Consider the following 18,532-nt stretch of genomic DNA (forward strand, 5'->3'; position numbering starts at 1 on the left):
CGCCTCTTGGCTTTCAGGCGCCCCTCAGGCGGCCTTGTCGTGATCCCAGAAGTAAACGGTTGCCGGCTCCGGCTCCCAGACGCGGGCATTCTCGATGCCGGGAAGGTTGACCAGCGCGCGGTATTCCGAGCCGAAGGCGACATACTGGTCCGTCTCGGCCATGACGGCGGGCTTGCAGGCGATGGGGTCGCGCACCACGCCGAAGCCGGACTTGGTGCCGACGACGAAGGTGAAGAAGCCGTCGAGATCGTCGAGCGCGCCGGTCAGCGCCTGGCCGAGATCTTTGCCCTTGGCCATTTCGGCTGTGAGATAGGCGGCGGCGACTTCGGAATCGTTCTGCGTCTCGAAGGTCATGCCTTCGCGCACCAGTTCGCGGCGCAGATTGTTGTGGTTGGAGAGCGAACCGTTGTGCACGAGGCACTGGTCGGCGCCGGTCGAGAACGGATGGGCGCCGAGCGTGGTGACGGCGGATTCGGTCGCCATGCGGGTATGGCCGATGCCGTGAGTTCCGCTCATCGCGCGGACGCCGAAGCGGGCAACGACGTCTTTCGGGAGACCGATTTCCTTGTAGATTTCGACGCTTTCACCCGAGCCCATGAGGCGGACTGACGGGCGGATACGTTCGAGCGCCTCGCGCACGTCTCCAAGCTTGGAGGCATCAAGCTCGATGACCGCATGCGTGCTCTTGATCCACACGTGAGCCTTGATGCCGGCTTTCTCCAGGTCGCCGGCAAGGCCTTCGAAGTCCACACCCGGATTGGCGGACTGGATGGTGATTTTCGCCTTGCCCTCGGCAGAGCCGCCATAGATCGCGATGCCGGCCGAATCCGGCCCGCGATCGGTCATGGTGATCAGCATGTCCGAGAGCAGGTTTCCCAGCTGGGGCTCAAGGCTCTTGTCCTTGAGGAACAATCCAACAATGCCGCACATAGCCGTGCCTCCTTTCGTGTTGAGAAAGGACTAGCAGGTCTATTTGTGGAGTTCAACTTGGAAGAATAATTTTTTCTTCTCAGGCAAGTCAGCTTCTGGAGTTCAGCTGGGGATAGCTGATGATCGAGAGGTATTTGCTCGGCAGTTTCACCAGCTGCTCCGGCCCGTGCGGCGCATCGGCGTCGAAGAACAGGCTGTCGCCCGGCTGCATATGGAAAAGCTGATCACCGTGGCGATAGATCACCTCGCCCTCGAGCATGTAGAGGAACTCCATGCCCTCGTGCTGGAAGGTCGGGAAGACGTCGGAATCGGCCGTCAGCGTGATGAGATAAGGCTCGACGATGACCCCGCTGGTATTGTTGTCGATATGGCCGAGCAGATTATACTGGTGGCCGGCGCGGGTGCCGCGCCGTTCGAGTTCGACACCCTGCCCCGCCTTGACGAAGACGGCATTGCGCGGTTCTTCATAGCGGCGAAAGAAGGCCGTCAGCGGCACGCCGAGCGCCCGCGACAGCGATTGCAGCGTCGTCAGCGACGGCGAAATGTTGCCGTTCTCGATCTTCGACAGCATGCCGAGGGAAATGCCGGTCGCGGCCGCGAGATCGGTGACGGTAATGCCGAGTTTCTTGCGATAGGCGCGGACCTCGTGGCCGATCGCCATTTCGAGGTTGTTTTCCTTCGGTTCCCGAACGGCGTGGGGATCCTGAGAAAAAGGGACCCGCCCGCCGGCTGCGTGTTCCTGCTTGTCCGCAGCGTCACCTTTGGAGTTCATCGATTTTCCCGTCGCCTTCTGTTTTATTCGAAGGCGACCCTATCGTGGCAGTGAAATTTTCTCAACCGTGAGGAAAGCCTATTCCTGTCGCGCCTGACGCGGAGCGATGCCGTAAACCGTGCGGAACATGCGGGAAAAATGGCTCGGACTGGAAAAGCCGGTGGCGACCGCGATTTCCGATATGGAGAGCGGGCTCTGCTTCAGCAGCCGTTGGGCATGCTGCAGCCTGATCCTGTGATATTGATCGAGGAAGGTGGTTCCGAGATGGGCTGAAAACAGCCGGTCGAGATGACGGGGCGTGACGCCTGCAATGCGCGCCATGGCGGCCCGGTCGAGCGGCATCTCGATCGTCTCCTCCATCCGTTCGAGAACGTTGAGCAGGCCGGGGTGGTGGACGCCGTAGCGTTCGGCGAGCGAGGCGCGCTGCGGCGCGGCGGGTTCGTTGACCTCCGTGTGCAGATACCAGTCGCTGACCCGGCGGGCGAAATCCGGCCCCATGCGCTCGCCGATCAGCACATGCATCATATCGAGGGCGGAGATGCCGCCGCCGCAGCTGATGCGGTTGCCGTCGATCATGAAGCGCGCCTGGCGCGGCGTGAGGTCCGGGAAGGCTTCGAGAAGGGCGGCCGCATATTCCCAGTGGATGGTGAAGTCGCGGCCGGCAAGCAACCCGGCGGCGGCCATCAGATAAGGGCCGCCGGAAATCCCGCCGATCCTCACGCCCTCGCGCGACAGCTGCCTCAGGCAGGCAAGTACGCCCGGATATCGCCACTCCCGAGGCGAGCCGCCGGCGCAGACGAAGGCGGTGCCGAGGCCCGATCCCCTGAGGGGAAGAGGTTCGGCGGGCACGCTGACGCCGGAGGAGGAAAGCGCCGGCGCGCCATCCGGCGAAAAGGTCGAGACGCGATAGATCTCTCGTCCGGCCAGAAGGTTTGCCGCCCGCAACGGCTCGGTCGCCGAGGCATAGGACATCAGTGCAAATCCCGGAATCAGGATGAAGCCGACCGCCTGGACGTTTCTGGTATCGGAGGACATGTCTCTTTTCTAGCTGCAAGTGTCCTTATTACGCAAGTCGAATGCGGTCTTTCTGTCATCATGGGCCTGTTCTTTTCGGATTCACCCATGCGCTATTCCGCTTTTTCGATCTTCCTGAACGGCCTTCGCGGCAACAAGAGCTGGGCGCCGGCCTGGCGCGATCCCGCACCGAAGCCGCATTACGACGTCATCATCGTCGGCGGCGGCGGCCATGGTCTTGCCACCGCCTATTATCTCGCCAAGGAGTTCGGCATCACCAATGTCGCCGTTCTCGAAAAGGGCTATCTCGGTTCCGGCAATATCGGCAGGAACACGACGATCATTCGCTCGAACTACCTGCTTCCCGGCAACAATCCCTTCTACGAGCTGTCGATGAAGCTCTGGGAAGGCTTGGAGCAGGACTTCAACTTCAACGCCATGGTCTCGCAGCGCGGCGTCCTCAACCTCTTCCATTCCGACGCGCAGCGCGACGCCTATACGCGCCGCGGCAACGCCATGCGGCTGCACGGGGTCGATGCCGAACTTCTCGACCGGCAGGCGGTGCGCAAGAAATTGCCCTTCCTCGATTTCGACAATGCCCGCTTCCCCGTCATGGGCGGCCTCTTCCAGCCGCGCGGCGGCACGGTGCGCCATGACGCGGTCGCCTGGGGTTATGCCCGCGGCGCGGACAGCCGCGGTGTCGATATCATCACCCAATGCGAGGTGACCGGCATCCGCACGGAAAACGGTGAAGTCACCGGCGTCGAGACCAGCCGGGGCTTCATCGGCTGCGGCAAGCTGGCGCTCGCGGCCGCCGGCAATTCCACCGTCGTCGCCGATATGGCCGGCCTCCGCCTGCCGATCGAAAGCCATGTGCTGCAGGCCTTCGTCTCCGAAGGGCTGAAACCCTTCATCGACAATGTCGTCACCTTCGGCGCCGGGCATTTCTATGTGTCCCAGTCGGACAAGGGCGGGTTGGTCTTCGGCGGCGATATCGACGGTTACAATTCTTACGCCCAGCGCGGCAATCTCGCGACCGTCGAGCATGTCGCCGAAGCCGGCATCGCGATGATCCCGTCGCTGTCGCGTGTGCGCTACCTGCGCTCCTGGGGCGGCGTCATGGACATGAGCATGGACGGCTCGCCAATCATCGACCGCACCCATATCGACAATCTCTATCTCAACGCCGGCTGGTGTTACGGCGGCTTCAAGGCCACCCCCGCCTCCGGCTTCTGCTACGCCCATCTGATCGCCCGCAATACGCCGCACCAGACGGCGCGCGCCTTCCGGCTCGACCGTTTCGCGCGCGGCTATCAGATCGATGAAAAGGGCGTCGGCGCCCAGCCCAATCTGCACTGAGGACATTTAGATTATGGCGAGCCTGATTTCATGTCCCCATTGCGGCGCCCGGCCCAAGGAGGAATTCTCGATCCGCGGCGATGCGAACCTTGTCCGGCCGGCGCCCGATGCCGGCGCGGATGCCTGGTACGACTATGTCTATCTGCGCGACAATCCGAAGGGCCGGCACAGAGAATATTGGCACCACTCTTCCGGATGCCGTCGCTGGCTGATCGTCGAGCGTGATACCGTCACCCATGTGGTCCATGGCGTCAGGGATGCCGCCCTTGCCAAGCTTGGCGGAGAATCGGCATGACGAGCTTCCGTCTTTCCTCCGGTGGCCGCATCGACCGCGCCAGGACATTGGGCTTCACCTTCGACGGCAAGGCGCTGCAAGGCCATCCGGGCGACACGCTCGCTTCGGCGCTGCTTGGCAACGGTATCCAGCTCGTCGGCCGCAGCTTCAAGTATCACCGCCCGCGCGGCATCCTGACGGCGGGGGCCGCCGAGCCGAACGCGCTGGTGACGACAGGCAGCGGCGGGCGCACCGAGCCGAATACGCGCGCGACGATGATCGAGCTTTACGAGGGGCTGGCGGCAAGGAGCCAGAACCGCTGGCCTTCGCTCGGCTTCGATGTCGGCGCGGTGAACGGGCTGCTCTCGCCGTTCCTCAGCGCCGGCTTCTACTACAAGACCTTCATGTGGCCGGCGGCCCTCTGGGAAAAACTCTACGAGCCGGTGATCCGCAAGGCGGCAGGCCTCGGCCGGGCCTCCTACGAAGCCGATCCTGATATTTACGAGAAATGCTGGGCGCATTGCGACCTGCTGGTGATCGGCTCCGGCCCTGCCGGCCTTGCCGCGGCACTGACGGCCGGCCGCGCCGGCGCGCGCGTCATTCTCGCAGACGAAGGCCCCGAACTCGGCGGCAGCCTGCTCTCGGACAGCGGCGCCGTCGACGGCAAGCCGGCGGACGCTCTTCTCGGCGAGCTACTGGCCGAACTCGAAGGGCTGGCGAATGTGCGCCGGCTGCCGCGCACGACGGTGTTCGGCTGGTACGACGACAATGTCTTCGGCGCCGTCGAACGTGTGCAGAAACATGTGGCGCTGCCCGATCCGGATCGTCCGGTCGAACGGTTGTGGCGCATCGTCGCCCGCCAGGCGATCCTGGCGACAGGAGCCGAGGAGCGGCCGCTCGTTTTCGGCGGCAACGACATTCCCGGCGTGATGATGGCAAGCGCCATGCGCAGCTATCTCAATCGGCAGGCGGTAGCACCTGGCCAAGGCACGGTGATCTTCACCACCAACGATACCGCATATGACACTGCCGCCGACCTCGAAGCCGCCGGCCTTCGAGTTGCCGCGATCGTCGACAGCCGCGCCGATGGCGGCAAGAGCTGGCAGGGCCGCGCCGAGGTTCTGCGAGGCGCCCGGGTCATCGATGCAGAGGGCGGCAAGCGCCTGCGCGGCGTCAGCATCGAGACCTCAGGCGGCCTTCGCCGGATCGAAGCCGATGCGCTTGGGATGTCCGGCGGCTGGAGCCCTATCATTCATCTTGCCTGCCATCGCGGCGGCAAGCCGCAGTGGTCGGAGGAGGCCTCGGCCTTTCTGGCGCCGTCTGCGCAGGAAGGACTTGCCGTTGCCGGCGCGGCCGCCGGCCTTGCGCAGACCACAGCCTGCCTCGGTGATGGTGCGGCAAAGGCCGCCGCCGCATTGCAGGCAATCGGCCTCGCCGCGGAACCGGCCTTTGCTTCTGCCACCGAAACGGCTCAGCGCGCAAAGCCGCTCTGGTCGGTCAAAGGCTCGAAGGGCAAGGCTTTCGTCGACTATCAGAACGACGTGCATCTCAAGGACCTCGGCCTTGCCGTGCGCGAAGGCTACGGCCATGTCGAGCTTGCCAAGCGTTATACCACCAGCGGCATGGCGACCGACCAGGGCAAGCTCTCCAACATCAACGCCATCGGCATTCTTGCCGAGGCGCGCGGCGTGTCGCCTGCCGAGGTGGGAACGACGACTTTCCGGCCCTTCTATACGCCGGTCTCCTTCGGCGCTTTGACCGGGGCGTCGCGCGGCAAGGATTTCCAGCCGGCGCGCAAATCGCCGCTGCATGGCTGGGCGAAAAAGAACGGCGCGGTCTTCGTCGAAACCGGTCTCTGGTATCGCTCCTCCTGGTTCCCGCGCGCCGGCGAGACGACATGGCGCGAAAGCGTCGATCGCGAAGTGCTGAACATCCGCAAGAATGCCGGCCTCTGCGACGTCTCCACCCTCGGCAAGATCGAAATCTTCGGCAAGGATGCAGCGACCTTCCTCGACCGGGTCTATTGCAACGGCTTTGCCAAGCTGGCGGTCGGCAAGGCGCGTTACGGCATCATGCTGCGCGAAGACGGCTTCATCTATGACGACGGCACCACCAGCCGCTTCAGCGAAGACCATTTCTTCATGACGACGACGACGGCGCTCGCCGCCGGCGTGCTCACCCATCTCGAATTCTGCGCCCAGACGCTGTGGCCGGAACTCGACGTCTGCTTCGCCTCCTCGACCGATCAATGGGCGCAGATGGCGGTTGCCGGGCCGAAGTCGCGCGCAATCCTCTCCGAGATCGTCGACGAGGATATATCGGATGCGGCCTTCCCCTTCATGAGCGCCCGCAAGGTGTCCTTATTCGGCGGCCGCCTCGAAGGCCGGCTCTTCCGGATTTCCTTCTCGGGCGAACTCGCCTACGAGCTGGCCGTGCCGGCCGGCTACGGCGAAAGTGTTGCCGATGCCATCATGGCATCAGGGGAAAAGCACGGCATCTCACCCTACGGCGTCGAAGCGCTCGGCGTCATGCGCATCGAAAAGGGCCACGTCACCCATGCCGAGATCAACGGCACGGTAACACCTGGCGATCTCGGTTTCGGCCGCATGGTTTCATCGACCAAGCCAGATTTCATCGGCAAGGCGATGCTTGCCCGCGAGGGCCTGCAGCATCCCGAGCGCCCGCGCCTTGTCGGCGTCAAGCCGCTCAATCCGGCAAGCGGCTTCCGCACCGGCTCGCATATCCTCGCCGAGGGTGCTGCGGCGACGCTCGAAAACGACCAGGGCTATGTCACCTCAAGCGCCTTCTCGCCGAGCCTCGGCCATACGATCGGCCTTGCGCTCGTCAAGCGTGGACCGGAACGCATCGGCGAAAAGGTGACGGTCTGGAACGGCCTGCGCAACGAATTCACCGATGCGGTGCTCTGCCATCCCGTCTTCATCGATCCCGAAAACGAGAAGCTTCATGCCTGATCTTCCCCAGCACAAACCGGTTCTTGCCGGGACGGCATATAACGGCATCTCCGGAGCAGGCATCCGGCTGGAGGCGTTGCCGGAGGGCTATTTGCTGCACGTGCTCGGCGCGATCGAGCCGGCGGCACTTGCCGCGGAATTGGCCAAAGCCCGCTTTACGAACAGCTCGGTCCGCAAGGCCGGCTTCCACCAATGGTTCGTCGCCGGTGACGAGCCGCTTCTGCCGGCAAGTCTCGACGCGCTCGCAGCCGTACTCGCTGGAAAAGCTTTCGTCATGGACCAGAGCCACGGGCGGGTCCGCATCGGCGTTTCCGGCCGATCCTCACGCCTGCTTCTTTCAAAGGGCACGGCCATCGATCTCGATCCCGCCGTCTTCCCGGAAGGCAGTGCGGCGATGACGATGGTCGGTCATATCTCCGTGCAGATCGCGCGCACCGGCGACGACAGCTTCGAACTCACGGTCCTGCGCAGTTTTGCCGAAAGTCTGTGGCACGAGCTTAAGCATATGGCGACAAGCGCCGAAAAGGATAGCGCATAAAGGCTATCGTTGCCGTCAACTGCCAATGTTTGTCCATGGATGGAAAGAGATGATCGGCGTCGTTGCTGCTCTATTTCCCCCGTCGCGAGATCGCAAACAAGGCTCTGCCCGCCGCGCTTGCCGTGGCATGTTGAGGGCTATAACGCCGGTCAATCCCTGTCAGCTTGCCGGATTGCGCGCCGTGACGATCCACACTGCGCCGTCGATCATCACCGACCGCTCGCGAGTGCAGCCCGCGAAGACGGCACGAACCGCAGCCGAGGCGCGGACGCGGATATCGTCGGGCTGATCAGCGAGAGAGCGTGCCAGCGGGCCGACCTCGAGTGTCATCTTCACCGCGTCGTCGAGCGCCGCATCCCGCGTCTCCCCCTTGCCGAATGGGATGGAGGCATCGAAGGGCGCGATAGCGACATCGGTGAAGCCAGCCGCCGTTAGAATACGCGCCACACGCCCCTGGTCACCAAACGAGAACGGGCCGGGCGCTTCGGGACCGGGCGGCGTCATCGGCGGGATGATTCCTTTCATCGCGCCCATCGGCAAACGCACCCAATCGTTCTCGGCTATGCTGCGCCAGCAGACGAAAGCGACCCGGCCGCCCGGCCGGAGCGCGCGGCGCATATGAGTGAAGGCCGCCGCGGGATCGTCAAAAAACATCACCCCGAAACGCGAGAACAGAATGTCGAACGCCCCTTTTGGAAGCTCGGCGCTGCTGGCGTCGGCCACTTGGAACATGGCCGCCGAATGCTGCGGTGCTAGCGCGCGCGCTCTATCGATCAACGGTTCGGATATGTCCACGCCTAGCACATGGCCTCCCGCGCCGACGCGATCGGCTAGGTCCAGACTAGACGCTCCCGCGCCGCAGCCGACGTCCAGCACGCGTTCACCCGCGACGGGCGCGGCTGCTTCGATCGCGGCCTGGCCAAACACCGCCATCATTGCATCGAGCCGGGCCTGGTAGGCGACCCAGCGCTCCCCGCTTTGGCCTTTCCAGTCGGCTACCTGATAAACATCTTTCTCTGTCATGCCATGGTCCTTGTTCTGATCCGTTCTTTAACCAGGCTATCCCCCCGCCTGGTTGTTGCGACCGTGCGCGGCGATGAACATGGCGACGGCCGACCGGCAATAGGATTCGATCTCGTCGTCGTCCTCTGCTTTAGCCTCATCGAAGCGTGCGACAAGCAGGAGATCGGAGCCTTTGAAAAGCGCGGCAAACAAGCGGGCAGACCGGAGAGGATCGGGCACGTTCAGAACCGCCTTCGCGTGCAACTGGCGCAACAGGGCCTCGATTTGGGCGATGATATGGGCGGGGCCGGCTTCGTAATGGAGCTTGCTTAACGACTTTTGGTTCGTCTTGTCGGCCATGACCATGGCTTCGACACTGCGGACGTCCGGGCTCAACAGCGTGCGAAGGAGGGATGATCCCAGCGCCATGAGTTGATCTTCGGCCGAACCGTCGACGCCTTCAAAAAGGGCTTGTGGTGCAAACTGATGGCAGCGGGTGGCGACGGCCGCGCTGAACAGCGCCTCCTTGTTCTCGAAGTGCCGATAGATGCTGAGCTTTGATATCTTCGCTCGCTGGGTGACCTTGTCCAATGTCGTCGCTTGAAAACCCAATTCCACAAAGAGTTCGTATGCTACGTCGACTATCGTTTGGCCAAGCGCCTCGTTGGCTGGCCGGCCGCGCCGGCCTCGACTATTTTCGGACACGACTATTAAGATCCTTGACAGTATCGTTATTCATGCTTTACGATACCATGTAGTATCAAAAATATGCAAGTTAAAGAGGGGATTTTATCCTGTCCTCCAAATCAAGTTTCCCCTGGCCGCACGGCGATATCGAATGCGGCATTGTGCCGACTGCCAAAACAGTGATGGGCGAATTTCACGCCGATGCCGAAGCCCTGCTCGCTGCCCGTCTCGAATGCGTATCGCTGGACGATATTGCGCGCCAAGCCCAACTCAACCCTCTCCATCCGCAACACGGAGCCCATTACCATGGATGACGTCATCATCATCGGCGGCAGCTTTGCCGGTCTCGCCGCCGCCTTGCAGCTCGGCCGTGCCCGCCGCAAGGTCTCCGTTCTCGATACCGGCCTGCCGCGCAATCGCTTCGCCGGCCACTCGCATGGTCTGCTCGGCCACGATCACAAGCCGCCGCTGGACATCCTGGCCGAGGCGCGGCAGCAGCTGGCGCGTTATCCTACGATCAAGCTGGTCCGTGCCCGGGCCGAAAGTGTCTCCGGCGCAATCGACAACTTCTCCGTCCTCACTGGCGATGGCGAAAGCCTCAAGGCGCGCCGCGTGATCCTGAGCTATGGCATCGCGGACCAGATGCCTGATGTTCCCGGCTTTGCCGAAAGCTGGGGCACCTCCATCGTGCCCTGCCCCTATTGCGACGGCTTTGAAGTCGCCGGCCAGCATTGGGGCCTCGTCTGGTCCGGCCGGCAGTCGCACAATCAGGCCAGGCTTTTCCACGATTGGACCGACAGGTTGACGCTGTTCGCCGATGGTCATGATATTCCGCCCGATATCCGGGCCGATCTCGCACCTCGCAACATACCTGTCGTCGAGGGCCGGATCACGGGGATCGTCCATCACGGGGGCCATAGCGCCACCGTCAAACTCGACACCGGCCCCGATGTCGCGGTCGACATCCTGTTCGCCCATCCGCGCAACAAGCCGTCCGCCAGCCTGCATGAATCACTGGGCCTCGCCACAGTCGATACGCCCAGCGGCATCGCCCTCAAGGTCGATGATCGCCGCGAGACCAGCATGCCCGGCATCTACGCCGCCGGCGACCTCGCCAATCCCGGAATGCCCTCGGTCACCACGGCATCATGGCAAGGTGCGATGGCGGGTATCTTCGCCCAGCAGTCGATGCTGGTTTGAGAGCCGCGAATTCCTTCTCCGGGTTCTGGCGAGGACGAGCGCGCCGCCGGCGCTGGTTCCTCAGCCTCGGATTTCCGGAGCAGGCATCCGGCTGGAGGCCCTGCCGGAAGGCCATCTACGGGAGCATCGTGGCCGGCGACTGGCAGAAGAACGCACCCTGGCGCAAGAAGCGCCAGTAAACACCGGGGAAGGTAACTATGCTTGCCTCCCTCGACGCATCATGCCGGGCAGACAGTCCGCCAACAGGCTTTCAAGTCGTTGCCCGCGCGGCGGCTTCGGCCTTCATCCATTCCGCTCGCTCCGCACCTTGCAGCTCTTCCATCGCATCGGAAGCGAAGCTCGGCACGACTCCGGTCCAGAGCAGTGCGCCATCGGAATTGGAATGGCCGTCGCCTTCCAGCTTGTAGATGCTCTCGACGATATACTGGCCGTCGTCGTTGAGGCCCTTGATCTCGGAAATCTCGATCACCCGGCGTCTGCCGGTGCGCTTGAAGCGGGCGATCTGGACGACGACGTCGACGGCCGAGGCGATCTGGGCCCTGAGCGGCCGGAGCGGCATATCGATGTCGGACATCAGCGCCAGCGTCTCCAGCCGGTGCAGGGCATCGTAGGGTGTATTGGCGTGCACGGTCGAAAGGCTGCCGCTGTGGCCGGAGGTCATCGCCTGGATCATGTCGAGCGCCTCGCCGCCGCGGCATTCGCCGACGATGATGCGGTCGGGCCGCATGCGCAGGGACGAGCGGAACAGGTCGCGGATGCTGGCGCCGCCGCGGCCGAAACGGTCGGGCTTCGTCACTTCGAGATAGACCACGTGCTCCTTGCGGATCTGCAGTTCCGAGGTGTCTTCGATGACGATGATGCGTTCGTGATCGGCAAAGGCTTCCGACAGCGCGTTCAGCATCGTCGTCTTGCCGGTGCCGGTGCCGCCGGAGATGATGACGTTTTTCTGCAGCCCGACGGCTGCCTGCAGCAGCGACAGCGACTCCTCGGTCAGGCTGCCCTGGGTGACGAGATCGCGGATGCTGCGATGCTCTTTCAGAAAGCGGCGAATGGAGATGCAGAGCCCGGTGCGGGCGGCCGGCGGCTGGATCATCTGCACGCGTGAACCATCCGGCAGACGGGCTTCCACGCTCGGCTCCTCCGGCGTCAGCCGCTTGCCCGAGAATTGCGCAATGCTGCGCGCGGCCGATTCCAGGTCCTCGCGGCTGGCGAAGCGCGTATCGGCGCGTTCGAGCTTGCCTCGCCTTTCGACGAAGATGTCGGAGGTTCCGTTGATCAGGATTTCGGAAACGCTCGGGTCCTCGAGAAGGAAGCGGATCGGTCCCAAGAGCTTGTCCAGCGCCCGGGTCAGGACCTGGAAGGTCGCCTGTTCGGCGGCATCGTCGGAAACGGCCTTCATCAGAGCGGCATCCCGACAAGAACAGTGCTCATCCCGAACAGCGTTACCATCATCTGAACCGCGGTCGGAAAGAACATCATCAGTGGAATGAGGACCAATGCAAGTATCAAGACGCTGCTCATCGTTTCCATGTTCTTTCTCCGGAACGACTGAAGGGTCAATGCCCAATACGTCCGATAAGCTTAATCCAGATCGCCAAGCAATGCCATGGGCGCGTTCCACGCGGGCGGGTGAGATAGCTGCGCCTACCCGGATATTCTATCGCCTTGAAAGGATTGGCCAATTATGGGGCAGTGGACGATATTGGGCCAAATCGCGGCAGGCTGCGCCCTTCGGGTTGAAAATTGAGCTAATTCAGATGATTAGCTAGAAATTGCCCTCGTCGATTCCGTTTCAACAGGCAATGCCTCCAAGTCAATTGGAACCCTTCGTTTCGTTTGCTTGACGGAGGGCTGGCCTTGGGCGCACTCTTGGGTCTTAATGGTGTTGCTCAACAAGCGTTGGCCACCGGGGAAGATAAACCGAAGCAGAAAATATCATTGAAACGAGCAACGTGCCGGTTCGAAACGATATCGTATTCTTGCTTTATCTTCACCAAGGTCTTCGATCCGAAACAAACTTGGGAACGAGGAATACGCAGATGTTTGAAAAACTCAAGACTCTCGCAATTGCACTTCACAAGGACGAGCGCGGCGACATGGCCCAGATCGTCCTGGCCGTCGCGCTGATCGTCATTCCGCTGATGCTGCTCCTGCTCGCATTCGGCAAACAGATCGGCGAGTGGTTCAACGAAAAGAACACGGCTCTCTCCGACGCCGAGAGAATTCCTGAGCCGGGCCAATAAGCGGATCCGTGTCATGGACATGACCTACGATCTGACCCAGATGCCTGCGGCGACGGCTCTTGCCGTCGCCTGCGCCACGACCGCGGCGGTGCTCGATCACCGCCATGGTCACATCCCGAACGCCGTGACCTATCCGTGTTTGCTGACCGGCTTCATGCTGGCAGCCATCAGCGGCGGTCCGGCAGGGATCGGCCTGGCTTTTGCCGGCCTGCTCGCTGCAGGCCTGATCTTCATCATCGCCTTCGCAGCCGGAAGCTGCGGCGGCGGCGATGTCAAGCTGATGGCGGCGCTCGGCGCCATTCTCGGCCTCTGGCCCGCCATCGACGTGATGCTCGCATCGCTGATGGTTGGCGGCGTCATCGCCGTTTTCTCGATGGCGCGAAGGGTTGACTGGAGCGCGCTGCTGCGGGCTGTCGGATTGTTCGCCCTGCTCCTGCCTGCCGGTTTCCGCAGCGCCGCTTTGGTGCTGAAGCCGCGCGAAACGGATCATACCGTCCGCTTCGGCGTCGCCGCAGCCCTCGGACTTCTCTGGTGCCTGTTCATACCTGATTTCACCCCTCTTGCCCTTGTGAGGTAACGGCAATGCGCCCTGAACTCGAACGCCCCACTTTCGACGGTGCCTTCTGGAGTTCGATCCTGCACTCGCGGACCTTCTGGATCCCTGAGGATCACGGCGCCCTCTTCGGTACCTTTGCGATCGCCCTCGTACTCTTCGCCTCGATGCTGCTGCTGCCGCGGCTTTCCGCCCGCCGGCGCCGGATATCGGAGCTTCACAGGGACGTGTCGGGCAGCACGACGATGATGGATTTCGTGCTCGTCACGCCGATCTTCGTCTTCTTCATGTTCGTAGTCTTCCAGTTTACGATCCTGGCGAAAAACCACCTCTTCACTCATTATGCCGCCTATGCGGCGGCGCGCAGCGCCCGCGTCTATTTCTGCCCGGCCCTGCCGATCACCATCCGGAGCATCATCGACCCCAAGACCTGCGATGACGATGCCGCCCCCGGCAAGGCCGATCTCGCCGCCCGTCTGGCGCTGATCCCGGCCGCCCCCTACGACCAGCTCAAATGCGTCGGCGCCTGCCAGCCGCCGGAAGAGGCGCTGAAGGCCCTTGCCGATGCGTCGGGCCTTTCGAAGAACTGGCGCGCCATGCGCAACCAGGCCCGTTACATGTTCGATCCGCAGAACGTCACCGTCACTGTCGATCGCGCGCCGATGGCGCTCTATGCCGCCATCAGCCGCACTCCGCATGTGCCTGTCACCGCCAAGGTGGAAGCGCGTTTCCTGCTGCTCGAATATGCCGGCTGGGTCTTTGCCCGTGGCCAGAGGAAGGACGGACGCTACTACACGATTTCGACGGCGGAGGTGAACCTGCTATGACACCGACCTTCATCAAACGTCTGCACCGCGACGACCGCGGATTCCTCTCGCCGATCATCCTCTACATGACGATCGCGCTCGCGCTGATGATCGTCTGGATCTTGAACACCGGCCAGATGATCTACGACAAGCAGCGCACGCAGGATACCGCCGACGCCGCCGCTCTCGTCCATGCCGACTGGGAAGCACGCTATCTCAACATCATGGCGATGAACAATGTCGCCTCCTCCCAGGCAACCGTTGTCATGGCGACGTCGGTCGCCTACCAGCTCACGACGGCGGAACTGGCCCTGCGCTCGGGTGTCATTCTGGCGAAGCTTGCCGAATATTCCTTCACGGAAGGCTTCGGGCCCGCATCCCTGCTGCCGCCGCTTCCGCCGATGCCCTATTGCCCCGGCTGGCAAAAGGTCCCGATCGTCGGCGGCATCATCTACGGCGCTTGCCTGGCGTTCCAGGGGTTCCGGGCGACCGAAGCCACCAAAGCACTTGCATATACGGTGGCGGCACAAGTCAAATACGATCCCTGGGGTCTCATCAACAAGTCCAGTGACATCATCGATGCGATGAACGACCTGAACGATTACCTCGTCGAAAGCTTCCCGCAGCGTGTCGGCAACGAAGCTCTGCATCTGGTGCGCTTGAATAAATCGGACCACGTCGTTTTCCATCCGCCGTGCGAAAACTGCGGCCAGGCTGGTGAAGGTGCCGGCGGCAACCTGCCGGTGGATCGCGATGGCGTCAATCCGGCCGCTGCCTATACCGAAATGTGCCTTGCCATGTCCTATGGCACCCAGGGACAAGATCCACTCCTCATGCGCGGCGAGTTCGCCAATCGCGGCTTCCCCAACGGCAAGGGGCCGTTGACGGCGGGCGGTGTCGACGGCAGCCACATCCGCGACTGGGTCAACCACGAGAGCGGCATCGACGATCAACTGGTGGAGTTCTACATCTTCTATGAAGCCTTCGGACCGGCCTATCTGAGCAAGATCCCGTTCAAGGCGATCGTTGAACAATGGGCCGGCGATCTCGGCTTTTGGGAAGAACTGGCGCTCGATGTCAGCTTCTGGCTCGCGGACAAGGTCTTCGGCGTCGGCTTTGGCATTACCAACCCCTTCCAGTTGCCGATCGATGTGCCGCCGCGCTATTCCGATGCGCAGACAAAAGACGAGAACGATTTCACCCGCAAGTTCGACATGATCTGGAACCAGGTCTGCGGTCCGGCGGGCGGCGCGATCTCCGTGGCCGGCGCCAGCCTGCCCGTCGTCTCCTTCCCGAAGCCCTACTGGCTGAAGGGGCGCATCCCGTTCAACTTCACGCCCTTCGGCGGCGACCAGCTTACCGATTACCAGACGCTGGCGGTCGTTTCGCGTGCGCCTCGCGCCAGGCTTCAGGTCCGCCTGTTCAAGGACAAGACGCCGTCCGCCTATGCACTGGCGCAGAGCTGGGTCCATAATTACACGGCCTTCGATCTCTATACGCAGGACTGGCTTGCCTCGCTTGCGCCGGCAACACTCGCCGACGATATGGGCGCGGTTTCCAACACCATCAAACAAAGTCCGGCTGCCGATAGTTTCACCGGCCTGACGCGCGTCTTCGACCAGGGAGGAGCCAATGCCTGGGCTGCCGTCAACACACACTGAACATGCAGGCGGCGCTCCCGCCGGCGGGCTGCTGATGCGGCTGCACCGCGACAGGCGCGGTCTTGCTTCGATCGAATTCGTGCTCGCCGCGCCGGTCATCCTGCTGATCGTGATTTTCGTCATCCATGCGAACAGAATCTCCACCAAGAAGGTCGGAACCATGCTCGCCATGCGCAACGCCGCCTTCGCCGAAGCCAATGGGCTGAATTGCACCTCCGACTTCTCCAACGTCTTTCCGATCCCGGCCTTGTCTGCCCTGCCGGGAGGAGACGCCATGAATTGCTCGCGCACGCCTTCCCATGAAGGCGACGGCGATCCGCAGCGCACCTTCGTCTGGGACGACGTGCAGAATACGCTGAAGAGCGATGGTCGCGACTTCGGCGATATGGTCGGCGATCTCGCCAACGAGAAGCCGCAACTGGTCACCGCAACAGCCGACCGCGTCTACAAGTTCAGGGATTCCGACGATCTCGATACCATCCGGAGCATCCGCTGGAAGGATGCCTTCACGGTGGACGACTCGACGCTCTTTGCCTCGCACAACAACGACACCACGCGCCGCGGCTACGATCCGACGCTGCGCCGGGAGATCCGCGACGTGGCGAGCGACTCCGGCGATCTTTTCGACGGCGTCTTTCCGGGAGCGAAATGAGATGAGACAGGGCACACGCATCTCCTTTCGTTTCGCCGGCCATCTCGCCGGCCTGGCGCTCGTCATCGGCCTTGCCGCCGTGGTCCTGGCCACACCGGGCCGCGCCGAGGTCTACAAGGATTTCAGGGCGACGCTGAATTCGATGCTGGCCGGCATTCTCGGCTCTCCGGAACGCGCGCCGCGCGATCTCGTCATCAACGGCCAGCCGCTGCAGTTCACGCCCTATCAGAGCGATCGCAGCATTTCCGATATCACCGACGAATGGCTGAGGGTCTTGGCTGCCAACACCCGGCCTGCCTTGCCGAAAAGCAGCGACAAGCAAGAGCTGACCGCCGTCATCGCCGCCAACATGCTGATCGTCCCGAGGACGAGCCGCGTCCGCGACGATCTCGCCGTGGTCGTGCGCTTCTTCGACGGCGACGGCGAGGCCGCGCTCGATTATCTCAGGCGGCAAGATCCGAACAATCCTTCGGCGAGAGCGCCGATCCCGGGCGTCTCGATCATGATCCGCCGGCCTGCCGATGCGCCGACGACCGAGGTGCTGATGAGCCGCTTCGACGATGTCGCGGCCACATTGCCGGCCTTTGCGGCTCCCGCCGATGTCAGCAGACTGCCGCCGTCACTGCGCCCGCTGGCGGGCGTCGAGGTGCTGAGCGATATCGGTGATCGCGACAAGGGCCACATGTCGCGCACGGTGGTGTCGAAAGGCACGCTGTCCGCCGCGCGCTGGTCGGATGCACGCGCCGATCTTCTGGCCCGCGACGGCTTCACCATCGAGACGCCGCCGGCCCAGCGCGGCAGAGTGACCGCCCTTTATGGCCGGCGCGGCAGCGTCGAGGCTAACGTTCTCTATACCAGCAGCAAAAGCGACGGCAGGACCGTCGAGGTCATTCAAATCAGGCAACCCTTCGTCGAAGGAATAACACCATGAACTGGAAGCTCATTGCGGCTGTCATCGTCGGGCTCATCACGGGCGTTCTGCTGTATTTCTGGACCGAGAGCGTCAAGAACGAGCAGACGGCCTATGCCTTCATGCGGCTCCAGCCTGACAGGAAGGTCACGAGGGGACAGGCGATCACGCCCGACATGCTCGCCGAACCGGTCATGCTGCCGGAAAGCTTCGGGCCGCTCGCCAAGCTCGCCGTGCCTGCGGCAAGCGCCTATCAGGAATGGCTGAAGGACAGGACGGCTGCCGCAGACATTCCGGCCGGTTCCGTGCTGCTTTTCCAATATTTCGACGATGCCGACGGCGGTCGCCTGACGACGATGATCGCGCCCGGCAAGCGTGCTTTGACCCTTCCCGTCAATGCGGCCGCAGCGGTTGGCCACTTCGTCGAGCCGGGCAGCTATGTCGATATCCTCGGCACGGTCGATGAGCCGGTCGAGCCCGTGGCGCCTGCCGCCGCGACCCAGCCTGGAGCCCCCGGCCAGCCTCCTGCCGTTCCCGGTCAGGCGCCTGTTGCCGCCGGGCAGCCGCAGGCTCCGGCCCAGCCACAGTCGCCGGTCGAGCAGATGCTGAAAAACTATCTCACTCAATATCCCGGTGCCGACGAGAACGATGTCAACGCCTACCGCAAGCAGGCACAGGACTATAAGCTCGGTATCAGCTCGCGCACCCGCGTCGTTACTCGTACCTTCCTGCAAAATGTCAAAGTGCTGGCCGTTGGCGCCGCGACGACTGCCGAGGGTGCCATCACCAAGGCCAATAGCACCTACAATAACGTGACCGTCGAAGTGACGCCGTCGGAAGCCGAAATGCTGATTTTTGCCCTTGGCCAGTCGAACGGCAGCCTGAACCTCGTGCTGCGCAATCCCGCCGACAACAGTGTCGAGGACCTGCCGAGCATCAACTGGACGCGCATGTGACCG

General features: G+C 62.9%; 20 protein-coding genes. 12 read left to right on the forward strand and 8 right to left on the reverse strand.

What is annotated here, in order from left to right; translation table 11 throughout:
- Window positions 1-24: 24 nt before the first annotated feature.
- From QD408_RS10675 to QD408_RS10685, 3 genes are all read right to left on the reverse strand, one after another.
- Complete coding sequence (locus QD408_RS10675) at window positions 25-930, reverse strand: class II glutamine amidotransferase (RefSeq protein ID WP_088683610.1); 906 nt, start codon at window positions 928-930, stop codon at window positions 25-27.
- A gap of 88 nt (window positions 931-1,018) precedes the next feature.
- Window positions 1,019-1,702, reverse strand: a complete 684-nt coding sequence (locus QD408_RS10680; protein ID WP_088683609.1) for a helix-turn-helix domain-containing protein — start codon at window positions 1,700-1,702, stop codon at window positions 1,019-1,021.
- A gap of 78 nt (window positions 1,703-1,780) precedes the next feature.
- Window positions 1,781-2,737: a GlxA family transcriptional regulator gene (locus QD408_RS10685; protein ID WP_414139282.1), complete on the reverse strand. Its 957-nt coding sequence runs from the start codon at window positions 2,735-2,737 to the stop codon at window positions 1,781-1,783.
- Between the two features lie 87 nt (window positions 2,738-2,824).
- On the opposite strand from QD408_RS10685, the gene QD408_RS10690 reads away from it, so the two are divergent.
- From QD408_RS10690 to QD408_RS10705, 4 genes are read left to right on the forward strand one after another with little or no spacing between them, the layout of a single operon-like run.
- Entirely contained in the window at window positions 2,825-4,075 is a 1,251-nt protein-coding gene (locus QD408_RS10690; RefSeq protein ID WP_414139283.1) for a sarcosine oxidase subunit beta family protein, read from the forward strand.
- A 13-nt stretch (window positions 4,076-4,088) separates the two neighbouring features.
- Window positions 4,089-4,370 carry a sarcosine oxidase subunit delta gene (locus tag QD408_RS10695; RefSeq protein ID WP_414139284.1) on the forward strand — a complete coding sequence of 94 codons (282 nt, stop codon included), beginning with the start codon at window positions 4,089-4,091 and terminating at the stop codon, window positions 4,368-4,370.
- The gene (locus tag QD408_RS10700) at window positions 4,367-7,321 is read left to right on the forward strand and encodes a sarcosine oxidase subunit alpha family protein (RefSeq protein ID WP_414139285.1); all 2,955 of its coding nucleotides are present in this window, start codon (window positions 4,367-4,369) and stop codon (window positions 7,319-7,321) included. The genes QD408_RS10695 and QD408_RS10700 overlap by 4 nt, the downstream gene beginning before the upstream one ends.
- Window positions 7,314-7,859, forward strand: a complete 546-nt coding sequence (locus QD408_RS10705) for a sarcosine oxidase subunit gamma (RefSeq protein WP_414139286.1) — start codon at window positions 7,314-7,316, stop codon at window positions 7,857-7,859. Before QD408_RS10700 ends, QD408_RS10705 begins: the two co-directional genes overlap by 8 nt.
- Before the next feature lie 159 nt (window positions 7,860-8,018).
- On the opposite strand, the gene QD408_RS10710 is transcribed toward QD408_RS10705, so the two are convergent.
- The 3 genes from QD408_RS10710 to QD408_RS10720 form a co-directional block, all read right to left on the reverse strand.
- Complete coding sequence (locus QD408_RS10710; protein WP_414139287.1) at window positions 8,019-8,882, reverse strand: class I SAM-dependent methyltransferase; 864 nt, start codon at window positions 8,880-8,882, stop codon at window positions 8,019-8,021.
- Window positions 8,883-8,918: 36 nt separating this feature from the next.
- Window positions 8,919-9,566: a TetR/AcrR family transcriptional regulator gene (locus tag QD408_RS10715; protein WP_088683603.1), complete on the reverse strand. Its 648-nt coding sequence runs from the start codon at window positions 9,564-9,566 to the stop codon at window positions 8,919-8,921.
- A gap of 101 nt (window positions 9,567-9,667) precedes the next feature.
- Window positions 9,668-9,811 (reverse strand): hypothetical protein, encoded by a 144-nt coding sequence (locus QD408_RS10720; RefSeq protein WP_190237489.1) that lies wholly within the window; start codon window positions 9,809-9,811, stop codon window positions 9,668-9,670.
- Between the two features lie 43 nt (window positions 9,812-9,854).
- Between QD408_RS10720 and QD408_RS10725 the strand changes: the two genes are divergently transcribed.
- Window positions 9,855-10,748, forward strand: a complete 894-nt coding sequence (locus tag QD408_RS10725; RefSeq protein WP_088683601.1) for an NAD(P)/FAD-dependent oxidoreductase — start codon at window positions 9,855-9,857, stop codon at window positions 10,746-10,748.
- A gap of 250 nt (window positions 10,749-10,998) precedes the next feature.
- Here the strand turns inward: QD408_RS10725 and QD408_RS10730 are convergent, their stop codons facing one another.
- Together QD408_RS10730 and QD408_RS10735 are read right to left on the reverse strand one after the other, a co-directional pair.
- Entirely contained in the window at window positions 10,999-12,147 is a 1,149-nt protein-coding gene (locus QD408_RS10730) for a CpaF family protein (protein WP_414139288.1), read from the reverse strand.
- Complete coding sequence (locus QD408_RS10735; protein ID WP_008531424.1) at window positions 12,147-12,278, reverse strand: hypothetical protein; 132 nt, start codon at window positions 12,276-12,278, stop codon at window positions 12,147-12,149. Before QD408_RS10735 ends, QD408_RS10730 begins: the two co-directional genes overlap by 1 nt.
- A gap of 509 nt (window positions 12,279-12,787) precedes the next feature.
- On the opposite strand from QD408_RS10735, the gene QD408_RS10740 reads away from it, so the two are divergent.
- From QD408_RS10740 to QD408_RS10770, 7 genes are read left to right on the forward strand one after another with little or no spacing between them, the layout of a single operon-like run.
- Window positions 12,788-12,991, forward strand: coding sequence for a hypothetical protein (locus QD408_RS10740; RefSeq protein ID WP_008531426.1), 204 nt, complete (start codon window positions 12,788-12,790; stop codon window positions 12,989-12,991).
- 13 nt (window positions 12,992-13,004) lie between these two features.
- The gene (locus tag QD408_RS10745) at window positions 13,005-13,568 is read left to right on the forward strand and encodes a prepilin peptidase (protein WP_414139289.1); all 564 of its coding nucleotides are present in this window, start codon (window positions 13,005-13,007) and stop codon (window positions 13,566-13,568) included.
- A 5-nt stretch (window positions 13,569-13,573) separates the two neighbouring features.
- Window positions 13,574-14,371, forward strand: coding sequence for a TadE/TadG family type IV pilus assembly protein (locus tag QD408_RS10750; RefSeq protein ID WP_414139290.1), 798 nt, complete (start codon window positions 13,574-13,576; stop codon window positions 14,369-14,371).
- Window positions 14,368-16,011, forward strand: coding sequence for a Tad domain-containing protein (locus tag QD408_RS10755; protein WP_088683597.1), 1,644 nt, complete (start codon window positions 14,368-14,370; stop codon window positions 16,009-16,011). The genes QD408_RS10750 and QD408_RS10755 overlap by 4 nt, the downstream gene beginning before the upstream one ends.
- Window positions 15,983-16,663 carry a TadE/TadG family type IV pilus assembly protein gene (locus QD408_RS10760; RefSeq protein ID WP_414139291.1) on the forward strand — a complete coding sequence of 227 codons (681 nt, stop codon included), beginning with the start codon at window positions 15,983-15,985 and terminating at the stop codon, window positions 16,661-16,663. Before QD408_RS10755 ends, QD408_RS10760 begins: the two co-directional genes overlap by 29 nt.
- 1 nt (window position 16,664) lies before the next feature.
- Window positions 16,665-17,594 carry a hypothetical protein gene (locus tag QD408_RS10765; protein WP_414139292.1) on the forward strand — a complete coding sequence of 310 codons (930 nt, stop codon included), beginning with the start codon at window positions 16,665-16,667 and terminating at the stop codon, window positions 17,592-17,594.
- Complete coding sequence (locus QD408_RS10770) at window positions 17,591-18,529, forward strand: RcpC/CpaB family pilus assembly protein (RefSeq protein ID WP_414139293.1); 939 nt, start codon at window positions 17,591-17,593, stop codon at window positions 18,527-18,529. The genes QD408_RS10765 and QD408_RS10770 overlap by 4 nt, the downstream gene beginning before the upstream one ends.
- Window positions 18,530-18,532: the final 3 nt, after the last annotated feature.

The organism is Rhizobium sp. BR 249, assembly GCF_047445895.1.
GTDB lineage: Bacteria > Pseudomonadota > Alphaproteobacteria > Rhizobiales > Rhizobiaceae > Rhizobium.

Excerpts from the sequence above, each read along its gene's own strand:
- QD408_RS10675 (WP_088683610.1), bottom strand. The coding sequence starts at position 930 with ATGTGCGGCATTGTTGGATTGTTCCTCAAGGACAAGAGCCTTGAGCCC.
- QD408_RS10680 (WP_088683609.1), bottom strand. The coding sequence starts at position 1,702 with ATGAACTCCAAAGGTGACGCTGCGGACAAGCAGGAACACGCAGCCGGC.
- QD408_RS10685 (WP_414139282.1), bottom strand. The coding sequence starts at position 2,737 with ATGTCCTCCGATACCAGAAACGTCCAGGCGGTCGGCTTCATCCTGATT.
- QD408_RS10690 (WP_414139283.1), top strand. The coding sequence starts at position 2,825 with ATGCGCTATTCCGCTTTTTCGATCTTCCTGAACGGCCTTCGCGGCAAC.
- QD408_RS10695 (WP_414139284.1), top strand. The coding sequence starts at position 4,089 with ATGGCGAGCCTGATTTCATGTCCCCATTGCGGCGCCCGGCCCAAGGAG.
- QD408_RS10700 (WP_414139285.1), top strand. The coding sequence starts at position 4,367 with ATGACGAGCTTCCGTCTTTCCTCCGGTGGCCGCATCGACCGCGCCAGG.
- QD408_RS10705 (WP_414139286.1), top strand. The coding sequence starts at position 7,314 with ATGCCTGATCTTCCCCAGCACAAACCGGTTCTTGCCGGGACGGCATAT.
- QD408_RS10710 (WP_414139287.1), bottom strand. The coding sequence starts at position 8,882 with ATGACAGAGAAAGATGTTTATCAGGTAGCCGACTGGAAAGGCCAAAGC.
- QD408_RS10725 (WP_088683601.1), top strand. The coding sequence starts at position 9,855 with ATGGATGACGTCATCATCATCGGCGGCAGCTTTGCCGGTCTCGCCGCC.
- QD408_RS10730 (WP_414139288.1), bottom strand. The coding sequence starts at position 12,147 with ATGAAGGCCGTTTCCGACGATGCCGCCGAACAGGCGACCTTCCAGGTC.
- QD408_RS10735 (WP_008531424.1), bottom strand. The coding sequence starts at position 12,278 with ATGGAAACGATGAGCAGCGTCTTGATACTTGCATTGGTCCTCATTCCA.
- QD408_RS10740 (WP_008531426.1), top strand. The coding sequence starts at position 12,788 with ATGTTTGAAAAACTCAAGACTCTCGCAATTGCACTTCACAAGGACGAG.
- QD408_RS10745 (WP_414139289.1), top strand. The coding sequence starts at position 13,005 with ATGGACATGACCTACGATCTGACCCAGATGCCTGCGGCGACGGCTCTT.
- QD408_RS10750 (WP_414139290.1), top strand. The coding sequence starts at position 13,574 with ATGCGCCCTGAACTCGAACGCCCCACTTTCGACGGTGCCTTCTGGAGT.
- QD408_RS10755 (WP_088683597.1), top strand. The coding sequence starts at position 14,368 with ATGACACCGACCTTCATCAAACGTCTGCACCGCGACGACCGCGGATTC.
- QD408_RS10760 (WP_414139291.1), top strand. The coding sequence starts at position 15,983 with ATGCCTGGGCTGCCGTCAACACACACTGAACATGCAGGCGGCGCTCCC.
- QD408_RS10765 (WP_414139292.1), top strand. The coding sequence starts at position 16,665 with ATGAGACAGGGCACACGCATCTCCTTTCGTTTCGCCGGCCATCTCGCC.
- QD408_RS10770 (WP_414139293.1), top strand. The coding sequence starts at position 17,591 with ATGAACTGGAAGCTCATTGCGGCTGTCATCGTCGGGCTCATCACGGGC.